The 15,907-nt window shown below is 61.4% G+C and carries 10 protein-coding genes; 4 read left to right on the top strand and 6 right to left on the bottom strand.

What is annotated here, in order from left to right:
* The coding region (gene bcsN / locus B3605_RS14250) for a cellulose biosynthesis protein BcsN (protein WP_296434583.1) at positions 1–791 on the bottom strand (791 nt) is incomplete at its 3' end.
* 783 nt (positions 792–1,574) lie between these two features.
* Here bcsN and B3605_RS14245 point away from each other — a divergent pair.
* The 4 genes from B3605_RS14245 to B3605_RS14230 all read left to right on the top strand — a co-directional run bounded on the left by B3605_RS14245 (position 1,575) and on the right by B3605_RS14230 (position 6,968).
* The gene (locus B3605_RS14245) at positions 1,575–2,672 is read left to right on the top strand and encodes an efflux RND transporter periplasmic adaptor subunit (RefSeq protein WP_113009113.1); all 1,098 of its coding nucleotides are present in this window, start codon (positions 1,575–1,577) and stop codon (positions 2,670–2,672) included.
* Positions 2,672–5,824 (top strand): efflux RND transporter permease subunit, encoded by a 3,153-nt coding sequence (locus B3605_RS14240; protein ID WP_112943263.1) that lies wholly within the window; start codon positions 2,672–2,674, stop codon positions 5,822–5,824. The genes B3605_RS14245 and B3605_RS14240 overlap by 1 nt, the downstream gene beginning before the upstream one ends.
* 179 nt (positions 5,825–6,003) lie before the next feature.
* The gene (locus B3605_RS14235; protein ID WP_113168164.1) at positions 6,004–6,498 is read left to right on the top strand and encodes a histidine kinase; all 495 of its coding nucleotides are present in this window, start codon (positions 6,004–6,006) and stop codon (positions 6,496–6,498) included.
* A 50-nt stretch (positions 6,499–6,548) separates the two neighbouring features.
* On the top strand, positions 6,549–6,968 hold the full coding sequence (locus B3605_RS14230) for a hypothetical protein (RefSeq protein ID WP_289727708.1): 420 nt from the start codon (positions 6,549–6,551) through the stop codon (positions 6,966–6,968).
* A 14-nt stretch (positions 6,969–6,982) separates the two neighbouring features.
* Here the strand turns inward: B3605_RS14230 and B3605_RS14225 are convergent, their stop codons facing one another.
* The 5 genes from B3605_RS14225 to B3605_RS14205 all read right to left on the bottom strand — a co-directional run bounded on the left by B3605_RS14225 (position 6,983) and on the right by B3605_RS14205 (position 15,699).
* Complete coding sequence (locus tag B3605_RS14225; RefSeq protein WP_296434588.1) at positions 6,983–7,225, bottom strand: DUF982 domain-containing protein; 243 nt, start codon at positions 7,223–7,225, stop codon at positions 6,983–6,985.
* 341 nt (positions 7,226–7,566) lie between these two features.
* Positions 7,567–7,791: a hypothetical protein gene (locus B3605_RS14220; protein WP_113009115.1), complete on the bottom strand. Its 225-nt coding sequence runs from the start codon at positions 7,789–7,791 to the stop codon at positions 7,567–7,569.
* A gap of 167 nt (positions 7,792–7,958) precedes the next feature.
* Positions 7,959–8,162 carry a hypothetical protein gene (locus B3605_RS14215; RefSeq protein ID WP_112819834.1) on the bottom strand — a complete coding sequence of 68 codons (204 nt, stop codon included), beginning with the start codon at positions 8,160–8,162 and terminating at the stop codon, positions 7,959–7,961.
* A 254-nt stretch (positions 8,163–8,416) separates the two neighbouring features.
* The gene (locus B3605_RS14210) at positions 8,417–10,186 is read right to left on the bottom strand and encodes a sulfite reductase subunit alpha (RefSeq protein WP_296434577.1); all 1,770 of its coding nucleotides are present in this window, start codon (positions 10,184–10,186) and stop codon (positions 8,417–8,419) included.
* A 2-nt stretch (positions 10,187–10,188) separates the two neighbouring features.
* A complete protein-coding gene (locus B3605_RS14205) occupies positions 10,189–15,699 on the bottom strand; it encodes a glutamate synthase-related protein (RefSeq protein ID WP_296434575.1) in 5,511 nt (1,836 codons plus the stop codon).
* Positions 15,700–15,907: the final 208 nt, after the last annotated feature.

The raw sequence follows: 15,907 nt of genomic DNA, 5'->3' as shown, positions 1-15,907 counted from the left end.
GTGGCGGCAGGGCGAACCGCTGCGCGGCGCACCGGCGCTGGGCGCGAGAAGGTCTGCGTCGGCGCCGGTTCGTAGCCAATCGGCATCGGTGTGGAGCGATAACCGCCTTCGTCGGGATAGATCGGGTTTCCCGGCCGCCCGATGGTGGGGTCGCCCCCTTGCGTCATGCCGTAAGGGTTCCAGATTTCGCCGTTGAACGTGCCGATAACGGTATATCCGTACATCACACCCAGCAACTGGCGTTCGGTCGCGCGTGCATCACACAGGCGCAGGCGAACCTGGATCATGCCGAAATTGCGGGCCTGTGTCTGGTCGGAGCGGCTGGAGCGGATCTGCTGCCATCCATAGACGCAGGTATCGCCGCTGCGGCTGGTGCCGGAGGCGTAGCCGAAGGGGCCGTAGCTGTTTTGCAGGAAGGTCGCCGATCGCGCCATTCGCACGCCGGGGATGGAGGCAGCCATCTCTCGTCCAATGGCGGTCTCATTGACCATTTTATACGATGAGTTGCCGGCACCAGGGTTTTCGCCGCGCCCGCCGAGAAACTGCACCTTCAGGAAATTTTGGCCTGGAACAGATGACGAGGTGAACAGCGAGATGGACTGATCTACGCCGTTGCCACGCTTCTGCTCTACTACGCTCACGATCGATGGCCCGCCGGGTGGCGGCAGGACAAGCGCCTTCTCGCTCGCAATCGTTTCAGCGGCGCTCGGTTGTCTGATATTTCCAGTCGATGTGCAGCTGGCAGCAAGACCAGCCAACCCAGCAAGGGCCATCAATCTTAGCAAACCCATGTTTCCGATCGCCGCAATCGTATTTCCCTGTATCCGGCGCAATTTTGGCGCCCGGACTTCGAATCAACGACCAGACGGCCGTTAAGCATTCTAAACGACGGATATGGTTAACCAATCGTTAATTTGCGCGTCATCGGAGTGATGGCGGTGGAGAGTGAACACAAAAAGTTGCTTGCGTCGATAGGTCGCCTCCCAAGCGGCTATGCTCGGCCTTTCGCTGCGCAGCGCCAACGAAATTAGACCTGGCTAATAACGAAGATGAGAAGATGCTTTAGAGTAGGTTTATGATGGGAAGACTTCTATTTGACGACCCCGGGAGCCTCCCGGCGAAACCGTGTCTCCTGTCAACAGCAAGCCATTCATGAACGAGCTTTATAGCCCTATGCTGATTTGGGCATCTTAACATGTTCGGACCGAGCTGTTAGGTAGAGGCTAGACCGAGCACCGCTCCGGTCGGCGGTTAAATACGGGATATAAAAGAATAAACTGGAAGCAAAGGCAAAGTGCTGGCTGTTTCCTTATCGATGTGCGCAGGTTCTTCGAGGCAAGGCGGGCGACAAGCGAAATTCGTTTGATTGCTTGCGGGTGGAACCTCGCTGGCCAATTTTCAAACCGGAATAAAGCTTGGCGGAGGAGCCAAGGGGAGGAGGGAATTAAGGTTGCTCGGTGAACCGAGCCCAAGTAAAGGCGAATATAGTGCAAAATAAAAATCAGCGGCGTTTTTCCACCGTTCGCAGCGGCGTGCTTGTGGCGGCTGTATCAATATTCATGTCCTCCGTGGCAATGGCCCAGCAGGCTGCTTCCCCGCCTCCTCCGTCCGTCACGACCGTGAAAGTTGCCGCCAGCTCTGTACCGCTGAGCTACGAATACGCCGCGCGTGTCTCGGCGTTTCGCCAGACGGAGGTCCGCGCCCGCGTGAGCGGCATCCTGTTGAAGCGCAACTTCGTCGAGGGCGCCCAGGTCAAGGCGGGCGATGTACTATTTCTCATCGATCCCGCGCCCTATGAAGCCGCACTGATGCAGGCACAGGCCGGGCTCAAACAGGCGCAGGCGCAGCTCAGTCAGGGCATCCGCGAGGAGAAGCGCAACATCAGTCTCTTTGACCAGAATGTCGGCAGCCAAAAGAGCCGCGATGATGCGATTTCGGCGCGCGAGCTCGCCGAGGCGGCCGTCGCCTCCGCTCAGGCCCAGGTCACGACCGCCGAGCTCAATCTCGGCTATACCAAGGTGACTGCTCCGATCAGCGGCATCACGAGCCTTGAGCAGATGTCCGAAGGCAGCCTGATCAGCACTGATTCAAGCTTGCTGACCAACATCACCCAGCTGGACCCTGTCTACGTCAACTTCTCTTTCTCGGATTCCGAGGCGCGCGAAGTCCGCCATCTCATCGATCTGATGAAGAGCAAGGGCCAGGAACAGAAGCTGCGCGTCAAGCTGACATTCGGCGACGGTTCGACCTACGACCACGAAGGCGTTGTCGACTTCACGTCCGCGACCGTTGACGTCAACACGGGCACTATCCAAGCCCGTGCGATCATCGACAATCCGGATCGCCAGCTGATCCCCGGCCAGTTCGTACGCGCCACAGTAAGCGGCGTGACCGCCGATGACGCGATCGTCATCCCCGAGGTGGCGCTGTTGCAGGGGCCGCAGGGTCAATTCGTCTACACCGTCGGCAAGGACGGCAAGGCAAAGATCAATGCGGTTACACTCGGCCAGAAAGTCGGCAGCAACTGGATCGTCAACTCGGGTCTTGAGGCCGGTGACCAGCTGATTACCGAGGGCGTCATCAAGGTGCGGCCGGGTTCGGCCGTCAACGCGACGGCTGAAGCCGCCGCGGCCGACGGTGGCAAGGATACGAAAGAGACGGCGTCAAACTGATGGGTAATAGGTTCTTTATCGACCGTCCGGTCTTCGCGGCGGTCATTTCCATCGTCATTGTTCTGGCGGGTCTTTTGGCCCTGCGGGCCCTGCCGATTGCACAGTATCCCGAGCTTGTACCGCCGCAGGTCGTTGTGACTGCGAGCTATCCCGGCGCCAGCGCCGAGACGGTCGCACAGACCGTTGCGGCGCCGCTCGAGCAACAAATCAACGGCGTCGAAAACATGCTCTACATGCAATCGACGAACTCCAACAGCGGCACCATGCAGATCACGGTGACATTCGCGCTTGGCACCGACCCGGACCAGGCCGCGATCAATGTCAACAACCGTGTCCAGCGTGCGACCTCGACCTTGCCGCAGGAAGTCACCCGTCAGGGTGTCGTTGTCGCTAAGCGCTCGAATTCCATTCTTGCCTTCGTGGCGATGTTCTCCAACAACGCGCAATATGACCGCGCCTATGTCGGCAACTACGCGCTCTTGAACGTCATCGACGACCTGAAGCGTCTTCCCGGCATTGGCGACGTCAACGTTCTGGGTGATATCGACTATTCGATGCGCGTCTGGCTGCGGCCGGACAAGATGGCGCAGTACGGCCTAACGCCGAGCGACGTGTCGACAGCCATCCAGGAACAAAACTCGCAGTTCGCCGCCGGTCGTTTTGGAGATCAACCGAGCGCAACCGGCCAGCCCTTTACCTACAGCGTCTCGACACAAGGCCGCTTGACGGATCCGGAAGCCTTCGGAAACATCATCCTGCGCTCGACCAGCAACGCGGCGACGCTCAGGTTGAAGGATGTAGCGCGTATCGAACTTGGCACCAAAAGCTACGCGGTGCAGAGCAGCCTCAACGGTACGCCGGCAGTTCCGATCGCGATCTACTTGCAGCCGGGCGCCAACGCGCTAAACACGATGCACGAGCTCTCAACGCGTCTGGCGGAACTGAAGAAGTCCTTCCCCGATGGGATTGACTATCGCATCCCCTACGATACGACGAAGTTCATTCAGGTCTCGATCGAGGAAGTCATCCACACCTTCTTCGAAGCGATCGCGCTTGTCGTCATCGTGGTGTTCCTGTTCCTGCAGAACTGGCGAGCGACGCTCATCCCGGTGATCGCAGTTCCGATCTCGATCATTGGTACCTTCGCGGGCATGTACCTGCTTGGGTTCTCGATCAACCTCTTGACACTCTTCGGCCTGGTGCTGGCGATCGGTATCGTCGTGGATGACGCGATCGTGGTTCTCGAGAATGTTGAACGCTTGATGACGGTGGACAAGTTGTCCCCCAAAGACGCGGCGATCAAGGCAATGGGCGAAGTGACCGGACCGGTCGTTGCCATCGTGCTCGTGCTCTGCTCGGTCTTTATCCCCGTCTCCTTCATGGGCGGGCTTGCGGGCCAGATGTACAAGCAGTTCGCCGTCACGATCGCGATCTCCGTGATCCTATCGGGCATCGTCGCTCTGACGCTGACGCCCGCTCTCTGTGGCCTGATCCTGAAGCCAGGTCATCACGAACCGGCGCTGCCGTTCCGCGTCTTCAATCGCGCCTTTGAGCGCTTGACGTCGGGCTACACGGCGGGAGTTCGCTTCTTTGTCAAGCGTTTTGCCATCGGACTTGTGCTGGTTGGCGCCTTGCTCGGTGCGACAGGCTATCTCTTCTACTCCATTCCGGGATCGCTCGTTCCCGACGAAGACCAGGGCTGGGTACTGCAGATCGCAATCTTGCCACCGGCCGCAGCGCTTCCGCGCACTGAAGCTGTCATGAACCAGGTGGTCGAAAACACCTCCAGGCTCGAGGGCGTTCATGACGTCTTTGCGGTTTCCGGCTTCGATATCCTCGCCGGCGGCATCAAGAGCAGTGCCGGTGTCTCCTTCATCATTCTCGATGACTGGAAGGAGCGCACGACGGCGGCCCTGGACGCCCGAAACATGGCCGGGCCGATCATCGGTGCCAATAGCGGCATCAAGGACGGGATGGTTCTCGCCTTCAATCCACCGCCGATCCAGGGCTTGAGCACCACGGGTGGCTTCGAAGCCTATGTTCAGGACCGTGGCGGCAACGGTATCGCGAACCTTGCCGAACAGGCCAATGCTCTCGTGGCTGCGGCTTCCAAGCGCCCCGAGCTGACTGCCGTGCGCACCACTTTCGATGCTAGCGTTCCGCAATACCACGCGGATCTCGATCGCGAGAAGGCAAAGGCGCTCGACGTGCCGATCAACACGGTCTTCGATGCCATGCAGGCGACGTTCGGTAGCCTCTATGTCAACGACTTCACACTCTACGGCCGCAACTATCAGGTCAATCTGCAGTCGGAATCGGCTTTCCGCCAATCGCCTGACGATCTCCGCCAAGTGTTCGTCCGCTCGACCAATGGCAACATGATCCCGCTGGATGCGCTGGTGAAGGTTACCCGCATTATCGGTCCGGACCAGGTCGAACGCTTCAACGCGTTCAACTCGGCCAAAGTCACCGGTAACCCGGCTCCCGGCTATACGTCGGGTGACGCCATCCGCGCATTGCAGGAGGTTGCCAACGAGACCTTGCCCGCGAGCTACCAGATCGCCTGGACAGGCTCGGCCTACCAGGAACTGGCAACGGGGGGCGCTGGAACGCAAGCTATGCTCTTCGGCATTATCATGGTGTTCCTGATCCTTGCCGCGCAGTACGAGAAGTGGACGCTGCCGTTGGCAGTTATAACCGCCATCCCGTTCGCGCTCTTTGGTGCGTTGCTAGCAACGATGCTGCGCGGGCTGACAAACGACGTCTACTTCCAGATCGGTATGGTCACGCTGATCGGTCTGGCCGCCAAGAACGCCATCCTCATCGTCGAGTTTGCCGTTTTGAAGCGCCAGGAGGGACTGACGGCCGGCGAGGCTGCGATCGAAGCCGCCCGCCTGCGTTTCCGCCCGATCGTCATGACGTCGCTGGCATTCATCCTGGGTGTCGTGCCGCTGGCCGTCAGCACGGGTGCGGGCTCGGCCAGCCGTCACGCCATCGGTACGGGCGTTATCGGAGGCATGCTCGCGGCAACGTTCATCGCGACCTTCTTCATTCCGATGTTCTACCGCCTGATCGCCTGGAAGGCGCCGAAGCCTGCGGATAGCCTGCAAGCGGCTCACGGCAACAGCGCGTCGATCGTTCCCGGCGAGTAAAGTCGGTCTTTCGAACAACGGGTCGGCGCGGACATGATGTCCACGCCGGCCCGAACTGTTTCTGGGCCTAAACCATTTCTGGGGTGGAGCGGACTCGCTGCGACTGCGTGCGGATCTTCTTAACGTCGCAACGCTAATATGCACCCGCACACATGTTCTCTAACCCCCAGGGACCTTACATGAAGACGATTATCGTCGGGGCGCTTCTTGCCGCCCTCATACCCGGCGTCAGTCAGGCCAAGACGCTTGCATTCCCGAGCGACGCGCCCATCGCGCAAATCGCCATTCCCGACAGCTGGGAACCCGAGGAAACCGAAACCGGCATCCAGGCGACGTCCGATGACTCGGCCATCTATCTCTCGATCGACGTCGCCGACGAAAAGAGCACGGACAAGGTCATCGACGACGCCATCGCCTTTCTTGAAAAGAACGGCGTGAAGGTTGACGGCTCGACACAGAAGAAGTCCGACGAGCCGATCAACGGCATGGACATGACCAACTTCGACTGGACCGGCACCGACAATGACGGCGCCGTCAATATCGGCCTCTCGCTGCTCTCACCGAAACCAGGCAAGCTGCTCGTCATCACCTATTGGGGATCGCAGGGGACACAGGAGGCACATGGGCCTGAACTCCAGGCGATCATCAGCTCCCTGAAACCAGCAGCCGAGTAATATCGCGCGGGCACGGCTCTGCCGTGCCTGCCTTTGCTCCCGAGGTCACCGTGCGCTTCTTCAAATCCTGTCTTATTTTTTCCATGCTGTCGGCCGCGAGCCCGTCATGGGCCGACGCGTACAAGGCCGTCAGCAACACGGCCATGTCGGTCACCGGCGACATCTCGATGGACGACTTCAGCATCACCTTTGAAACGGGTGACGAGCTGTCGTTCTCCAATCTGGTCGCCGATCACTTCATCGTCGATGGCGAGCGTGTACCGGCTTCGGTCTATCGAGTGGCCGATCCTTCCGACCCCGAGTTACTGAACGGTAATCGTCTCTGTGGATCCGGGCCGGTCACCTATGTCGTGGATTGGTCCGCCGGAGATGGCTTGGCCGCTATCGCGGTGTTTACCGGTCATCATGCGCCGAAAAGCTCCGACGAAATGTGCGCGTCCTACACGTTCGAGGAAGGCGTCGAGGAGTGAGCGCGCTGAAGCGGTTATAGCGGGACCGGTGCGGCGGGCACCACGTCATAAGGCACCTTGGCCTCATCGGCCGCGGCGATAAAGGCGAGGCGCGCATCTTCCGGCGATGCCTTGCCGATCGCGACGCCGTCGCACACTTCCAGGGCGGAAAAGTAGGCCTTGCCCTCTGCGACCGGCCAGGCGGTAAAAAGCATTTTGAGCGCCTCACGAGTACTGGTGACCGTGTAAACGGCGCCGGTACGACGGCAGGCGACCAAAACAGGGATCGTCCATGGTCTCGTGTCCAACGCTTTCTACCCCTCGAAGCGCATTTTGTTGGCGATAGCCCGTGTGGGGCTGCCAGCGCGCTCTTAATATATAGCATGTTCTTAATGCATCAAGCGTGGGTGCACGTGGTGCAGTTGTCTGCGGACGTGAAAAACCCGGTGCGAGGGGCTGCACCGGGCTTTTTGGTTGGACTGCATTGGGCTTGCTGATCCAGCAACGCGGATTTCAATACGTTGCGCAGATAAAACCCCCCAGCTGCAGAAAAGTTCCCAAAGAATATCGAGTGCTCATTCTTGCACATTGTCAGGTCAGCAGAACAACTGCGGGCCTGCTATTCCTCCACAACGCCGTTCATCAGCCCATCGAAAACTTCCAGCATAGCGTCGGCAATCGCTTGGCCGAGCGCGTTGCCAGCCTGGCCGATCTCCGTGTCACCCATGTCTCGCGCCGCAAGCGCGAGCGCCGTTCCCTGTTCGCTGACAATCAGCTTGGCGCGCTCGATCGCCCAAAGCGAGAAGTCGTTGCGGTTGTCGATCGTTACGGTTTCCGGTTCCATGGCCAATTCCTCTCGTTGGTTTGCGCGCTTATTAGCCTCTTTGCCGGGGATTTCGAAGCACAATCCTCAATACGGGCGACAGCGCACTCATGTCACGAGTAGGTAGCGGGGCATTCGCTTGCCACATCCACGGCAGGCGAGTGTACCACATTATAACAGTCGAACCGTCAGTTGGGATCGAGGTTCTTCATGCTGCGGCGCTTGTGTCGCAGTTCAACGATCTGGCGCATCTGTGCCAGCCTAAGTTCCAGCGCTGTCCTGTCCATCGAAGGGGGCAGCTTGCTGAGTTCATCCGCAAGGATATCAATCTCCTTGAGGAGGAACGGTAAATCGAAACCTTCATGTTCCATGTTTTCCGCCATGCCATTCATGCAAGCGATTCTTGCCTGCATCGATTTACATGCTTCGCTGTCACGGCTAGGCGAGTCTCGTTCAACGTTCTTAATATCCAATAAACTATAGCCAGTAGCGTGCCGAAATGACACCGCGCCGTGCCAAGAGAGCACGAACGCTCACGTTTTCCTACCCGGCACTTGGTCCGTGTTGATTAACGCGTTCGAGCGGCCGATGTTTTCGACCGCTCTATGGCATGTTCGGATTGTGACGGGCCCAGTCGGTCCCGGCCCTAGTAGACGTCGCGAACGTATCGCTTCTGTCGCTTCAATTCGTTGACGTAGGTCGTCGCGGCATCAGCGGAATGGCCGCCGTGGACGGCAATGATGTCGTGCAGGGCGTGATCCACGTCGCGCGCCATTCTGGTTGCATCGCCGCAAACATAGAAGTGCCCGCCCTCTTCCAGCCACGCGTAGAGCGCCTTGCCGTTCTCGCGCATGCGGGTCTGCACGTAGATCTTTTCCTGCTGGTCGCGGGAAAAGGCCAGATCGAGCCGCGTCAGCAGCCCGGCGCTGCTCATCGCAGCAAGCTCCTCTTCGTAGATGAAATCGTCCGCCCGGTGTTGGTCGCCGAAGAATAGCCAGTTCCGACCCGTCGCGCCGCACGCCAGCCGCTCCTGCAGGAAGGCCCGGAACGGGGCGATGCCAGTGCCGGGGCCGACCATGATAACAGGGGTAGAATCATCCGAGGGAACGCGGAATGCCTTGTTCTGCGACACGAAGATGCCGGCCAGATCGCCTTCTGTTCGATCCGCCAGATAGGTCGAGCAGACCCCGCCATGCTCGCGGCCGTTGGTGGTGTAGCGCACGCTGGCAACGGTCAGGTGCACGCGTCCCTCGGCAGCAAGCGGGCTCGAGGAGATCGAGTAGGCGCGGTGCTGCAGCGGCTTCAGCAGACCGACGAAATCGGCGGCGCTCATCGCGTTCTCGGGGAGCAATTGCAGGAGGTCGAGACTGTCCTTGCCCCACAGCCAGTTCTCCAGCGCTTGCCTGTCCCCATGGCGCAGGATATGGCTGAGCTCTTCGTGGCTGGCGCGCCTTTCGATCTCCGCGATCAGCTCGCGCGAAGGCGTGAAAATCTCGAAGCTGGTCGTCAACTCTCGGCCCAGGGGCTGGGCGAGGCCGGAAACGGCCGCTTCCGCGTCGGCACCCAAGCGCTCCAGAATGGCCGAAACAAGGGCCGGATTGTTTACTGGCATGACGCCCAGCGCATCGCCAGCTTCGTAAACCAATCCGCTATCGCCAAGATCGAACTCGAAATGCCGGATCTCCTTTGCGGATCGGGCGCCCGAAAGCAACCGGTTGACGGCAAGGGTCGCGGGATAGGGCGACTTCCTGTTCCATTGCGACTTCTCGCGGACAGGCAGGGCCGTCGCTTCGGCCAGTTCCGCCGGCTCTGCGGCTCCGCCGTCGATCGCTGCTGCGACCGGCAGGGCCCCGCCCACCCAGGCCGATGCGGCATCCTCGTAATCCACGTCGCAATCCAGGCGGTCCGCCATCCGGCGGGCGCCGAGCTGCTCCAGCCGGGTGTCGATCAGCTTTCCCGCCTGGCAGAAGCCATCATAGCCGGTGTCGCCGAGCGCCAGCACGCCGAAGTTCATGGCTTCAAGCCTAGGAGCGCTGTCGGCCGAAAGCGCCTCCCAGAAGAGTTGCGCATTATCAGGCATCTCGCCTTCGCCATAGGTGGATACAACCACAATAACCCGCTTCATCGTTGCGAAGCGAGCCATGTCGATATCGTCGAGCGCCTCGACCACCGGCTGCATCCCGGCGGCCCGGGCAGCCGCCGCCGCATCCATGGCCACACCCTCGGCATTTCCGGTCTGCGTGCCATAGAGGATATGCAGTGGGCTTGATGCCTGCTGCTGCGGCGCTGTCGCTACGGCGTTGCTGCCGTCACCATCCATTGCCAGGCGAGAGTGGAGTCCAGCCAGGAAGCCGGAAAGCCAGGCGCGCTGGTCGCCATTGAAGGGGGCGTCTGCGGGGACATAGGGCACTTTCATCGTCACACTCGGCTTGTTCTGGCAGATGTCGTCAGGTCGGAGACGGCGCGCTTGGCGAACAGCTCCTCGAAGCTCGGCAGGCGCCCGATCCTTTCGATGTTGCGGGCATGCTGGTGGATGATCCAGCCGTAGGTGCCGGGGCTATCCATAGACAGGATGTTGCGGCGCGCCAGCGCCTCCTTGTAGTCGGCGAGCCGCTTGGCGGCGATCATCACCGCCAGCTGTTCGTCGCTGTGGCCATCTATAGCGTCGCGTGCGTGCCGCACCAGCTTGCTCATCAGGGCGAAGTCCTCCGTCAGGATGAGGTTTCGCACAGCCTTCTCTACGGCTGGCTCGGATGGTCCGAGTGCGTTGGGCACACGCGCCATCGCCAGCCCCTGCGCCATGGAAAGCACGGTGTAATTGTTGAGAAGCGCGAACATCTCGTCCGTGTCAGTCTCCCCGTAGCCGGGCACCCGGCCGTTGAGCACCGGCTTGCGGTCGCGGTAGGCCAGCTTGAACTTGCGGACCTGATGGGCAGCCAGCGCCGAGGCCAGTTCCTCGATCAGCTCCTTGCGTGCCTTTGCCTTCAGGATCGCGTCGCTATCCTGGTACAACAGCAGCGCCCGTGGCATGCCATAGACGAAATTGTGCTGTTCGCTCTCCCAGTTCTCCAAGAGCCAGCGCGCCTTGGACGAGCCGGTCGCAGTCAGGTGCCAGGTGAGCAGCATGTGCACGGCTTGGCTATGGATTGCCGCTTCATCGCCTTTGTCGGAGATCGAGCCGAGCAGGATCGAGTCGTGACTGACCTTCTTCGGCAGATCGCCATAGGGGTCGTACTGATAGACGAAGCCGCCGCTCATGCCATTGCCGAAGCCCTTGCCGAAGCTTCCGAGGTTGAGAACCGCGCCATTCGTCATGTATTCGCAGCAGAAGTCGCCGACGCCCTCGACAACTGATGTCGCGCCGGAATTGCGGACGGCAAAACGGTCCCCGGCCTGGCCTTCCACGAAGGTGCGGCCGCCGGTGGCGCCGAAGAGCGCGAAGTTGCCGATCAGCACGTTGCCGCCCGCCTCGTCGGAGCCGCCGCCCGGCGACTTGACGACGATGGTGCCACCGCAGGCACTCTTGCCAACGCCGTCATTGCAGGTGCCGGTATGGGTGAGCACCATGCCGTCATTGCAGAACGCGCCGTAGGATTGCCCGGCCGAACCCGAGGTCGCGATATTGACCGATCCGGGCTCGAGGAAGCGGCGGCCGCGCTCGTCCCGGCGAACGGCCGGCAGGGTGGCTGCCGTGGCGGCATCGATCTCGTAGTTCAGGATCCGCTCGATATCGACCGCCAGCTGCCCGCCGACGCTCTTGTTGCAGTTGTTGAGGAAGCGGTTGCCGCCGAGTTCGACGGTCGCCTTGCCGTTTTCGATCAACGCCGACTGCACGAGCTCGAGGAAGCCATCATCGACGGTGTAATCCTTCTCCATATAGACGGGGTCGGTAATCTTCACCTCCTCGACCACGCAAAGCATCGCGCGGAGGTCAAGCTGCCCGACGCTCGAGGGGTGATCGAGGAGATGAAGGAGGTCGGAACGCCCGCGCGCCTGGCGCAGCGACGGCAGGCCGAGCGATGCCAGGAGCTCGCGGGTCTCGTGGGCGATGTTGAGCAGATACTGCGCAAGCGCCCTCGGATCGCCGTTGAAGACCTCCTGGTTGGTGGTCAGCCCGGCCGGGCACTTGATGTTGCAGTTCTTCGCCATGACGCATTTCAGCATCATCAGCGCGGTGGTGCCGAACTCGAAGCTGTCGCCTCCAAGCAAAGCAGACTTGATGACGTCGCTGGCCGTCTGGTGCGCGCCCGAGCAACGCAGCGTGACCTTTTCGCGCAAGCCATTGGCGCAAAGCGCCTGGTGAACCTCGGCGATGCCGATCTCGGCGGCGCGTCCGGTGTATTTCAGGCTGGTGACGGCAGCGGCACCGGTGCCGCCGGTGTTGCCGGCGACATTGATGACGTCGGCTCCCGCTTTGGCGACGCCGACGGCGATCGTGCCGATCCCCTCCGACGAGACGAGCTTGACGACGACGCGTACACGCGCCGCCTTGGCGTCATGGATGAGCTGCGCCAGATCCTCGATCGAATAGGTGTCGTGATGAGGCGGAGGCGAGACGAGTTCGACGCCGGGCGTGCCGCCACGGGCAGCCGCAATCTCCACGGTCACCTTGGGGGAGGGGAGCTGGCCGCCTTCGCCGGGCTTGGCGCCCTGGCCGATCTTGATCTCGATCTCCTCCAGCATCGGATCGGCCAGATAGCCCGCCCATATGCCGAAGCGCCCGGAGGCGAACTGCTTGATCTTGGACGCGCGGATCGTTCCGTAGCGCGACAGATGCTCACCGCCCTCGCCGGAGTTCGACATGCCGCCCGCCATGTTGGTGCCGTGGGCGACCGCTTCGTGAGCGGCGGCCACGAGCGCGCCGTGGCTCATGGCGCCGGAGGCAAGCAGCGGCGTGATCTCGCTTGCGTTCTGGACGTCGCAAAGCGGAATGCTGGCGGGCGCGGTGCGCAGCAGCGAGAGGTAGTCGCGGGCTTGTCCTGTTGCCTGTACGGCAAGAGCGCCGGCTTCCAGCCAGTGGCCGACGATGTCGCTTTCGAAGCGCTTCACCAGCGATTGTGCAAGCGCAGAAAGCAGCGTCAGCTGGCCGCCATTGGAGGCCGTCAACCGCAGCCGGAACTCGTCGTTACCGGTCCGTTCGCAGGCAAGGCCGCGCACCATGAAGGCGTTGTTCCCAATGCGGGAAAATCGGCCCATCTCGCGCCTGAAATCCTCGGCATTGCTGCAAAAGCTGACATCGGCGGGCAGATCCAGCACATCTCGCAATGCCGCTGGGCGCCTCATGCGCTCTTCCATCATCATGCGGGCGAAGGCGCGGTAGCCGGGCGTGATCTCGAAGCGGTCGATCGCCTCGGGTGTCAGCTTTTCGAAGCTGGTGCTGTAATAGGCGGCGTCGTTGAGGCCGAAGGCATCTTCCAGCCGGTTGAGCGGCAGGAGCCGAAAGAATTCGGACTGGTCGGTGTCGCTGGCCATCCGCTCGAAATCAATCTTCTCCTCGGTCATGTCGACGAACCCACGCACCGCGGTCGTGCCGTAGGAGTGACCGGCGCCCTCGGCGCGCTCCTTGAAGAGACCGAGCAGCGGGATAGCGTTTTCACCGGTGACTGTGAGCGCCCGCATGTGCCAGTCGCACACCGCCTGAGCGATGACGGTGAAGTTCACGCCACCAACAGGGGTCTTCACATTCGGGAAATAGCGGCGCAGCACGGGATCGTTGGTGTCGAGGAAGTTGGGCTCGAAGAATTCACCGGCGATGTAGCTTTCGGCCGTGCACAGACCAACCTTGCCCATCGTCTTCATCAGCGACTTTTCCGCCGCCTTGGCGAAGCGCTTGAACGCTTTGTCGGCGTCGGCGCCGAACTTCTCCTCGGCCCGGAACTGAACGCCGAGCGGATAAACGGCGGAGGCACCGAAGCCAAGCGCAGCGGCAATATGATGAGACGAGGAGATCTGGCCGCTCTCTGCGATGATAGAGACCCGCAGGCGAAGGCCGGTCTCGATCAGGCGCTGGTTAAGCGCGGAGATGACGATGATCATCGGCAGGGCCGCGCGGTCGCGCGCCACATGGCGATCGGTGACGACGGCGATGCCGCCCTCTTCGGCCGCGAAGGCCTCCACCGCGTCGCACAACCTGGAGATCGCGTCCTCCAGCGCCTGCTCGTTGGCCTTGGGATCGCCGGCAACGGGCGTGTAGAGCATCTCGAAGCGGCGCAACGGCGTCTCGCGCTGCTCGCGGATCTTCAGCATGTCGAGATGGGTGAGGATCGGCGAGCGCACGACGATCTGCCGGGCGGCTTTGGCGCCGATGTTCGGCTTGGCGCCAAGCGCGACGCGCAGGGTCATGCCGTCGGCTTCGCGGATGCTGTCGAGTGGCGGGTTGGTGACCTGGGCAAAACGCTGCGAGAAATACTTGGCGACGCCGCCTTCCTGGTCGGAAAGGGCGTTGATCGCATTGCCGTAGCCCATTGCCGAGATCTTCTCGGCGCCCGTCGCCAGCATCGGATCCATCAGGAACTTGAAGCTTTCCTGATTGTGCGAATAGGCGACGTAGCGCTGATGACGCTCCAGATCGCCATTGTAGCGGAGCGGGGATCCCTGCTGGTCGGCCGGTATTTCGGTCAGGTCCTCAAGGCGGATGCGGGCCTCGGTGAGAAGCGTTTTGTAGTCGCGCTGCGCCGCCAGCATCTCGAGCGCTTCCGATGTCGAGAAGGATCGGCCGGCCGCGTGATCGAAATAGAGCATGCCGCCGGCCTCGATCCGGCCACGCCGGAGAACGCTCTCGGGCGGAAAGGCGATCTGGCCCGCTTCAGACATGACGCAGAGATAGTCGGATGTCTCGACGGTGCGCAGCGGCCGCAGGCCGAGACGGTCAAGCCTGGCGCCGACAATCGTGCCGTTGCCGAAGATCAGCGCTGCCGGGCCGTCGTTCTTCTCCTCGTAGAGCGAGAAGTATTCGAACATCGCCCTGACGTCGTCGGACAGCGTCTCGTCATTCTCCCAGGCCGGTGGCATCATTGAGACGACGGCGGTGACGAGGTCGAGGCCGTCTTCCATGACGCGGCTCTGCAGGGTCTGATCGAGACGGCAGCTGTCTGATTGGCCCTTCGGGCGGATGATCGGGGAATTGCGGGCGAGCGCGATCGCAGCCTCGGAGAGGCGGTTCTTCTTGTCGGTATTCAGTTCGCCATTATGGGCCATCAGCCGGAAGGGCTGGGCCATGGACGGGTGCGGGTCGGTGTTGGTGGAAAAGCGTGTGTGGAAATACATGGTGTGGATTTCGTGCGCGGGATCCACGAGGTCGCGGAAGTAGGGCAGAACTTCGTTGGAGTTCAGCCGACCCTTGAAGACCTGGGTGCGGGCGCTGAGCGACAGGGGATAAAAGCCGGCCAGAGCCGGATCGGTATAGGCAACGGCTTCGATGGCAAGCAGTGCCTTGTGGATGCGCCAGTCGAATTCGGCCGGCGTCTTCGCCGTCTTAGGAGCTGCGAACACCCATTGGCGGATCGGCAGCTGATAGCGCATGGCGATCGGGCGGATCGCGTCATTGTCAACAGGTACGTCTCGAACGAGAAGCACGGGTAAGCCCTCATCGGCCAACGCCGCCCCGATGATATCGGCCGCGCGCTGGTGCTCATTCGGGTTATTTGGGAGGAAGAAGTTGCCGACGCCGAAACGACCGGCTGCGAGATCCTGCTTGCCGGTGAGGCCGCGGAAGAAGGAGAGGGAGAGATCAACAGAGATGCCGGCGCCATCGCCGACGCCCTCCGCCGACATGCCGCCACGATGCGGGACGGCGCAGAGCGCCTCGTGGCCCCTCTTCAGCACGTCGTGGGTCTGAACGCCGTCCTTGCGGGTAATGAAGCCGACACCACAGCTGCTCTTGTCTTCACTGATGTCGTAGAGGCCAGTAACCCGATCTTGTGCGCTCATCTGCCCGTCTCCCTTGGTCGCGCCTTGGCGCGTGTCGTTTCAGTCCTGCAGGCGGAGCCGCAGGTGACCTGGCACGCTCCTCCGCTGGCGATTTAAAGGCGTTTTTTATTGGCGGTATGCGTGGACGCACGCGTGGCGGCCGGCTGCGCAATCGCTGCCGTGAGGACCGTCACTTTGCTATTGCCGCGTGCTGTCATCGTCAAAATCG

The sequence above is a fragment of the Rhizobium sp. UBA1881 genome (assembly GCF_002338015.1).
GTDB lineage: Bacteria > Pseudomonadota > Alphaproteobacteria > Rhizobiales > Rhizobiaceae > Rhizobium.
Note: the sequence above shows the minus strand (reverse complement) of the source record. Positions and strands in the feature narration are given on the sequence as shown.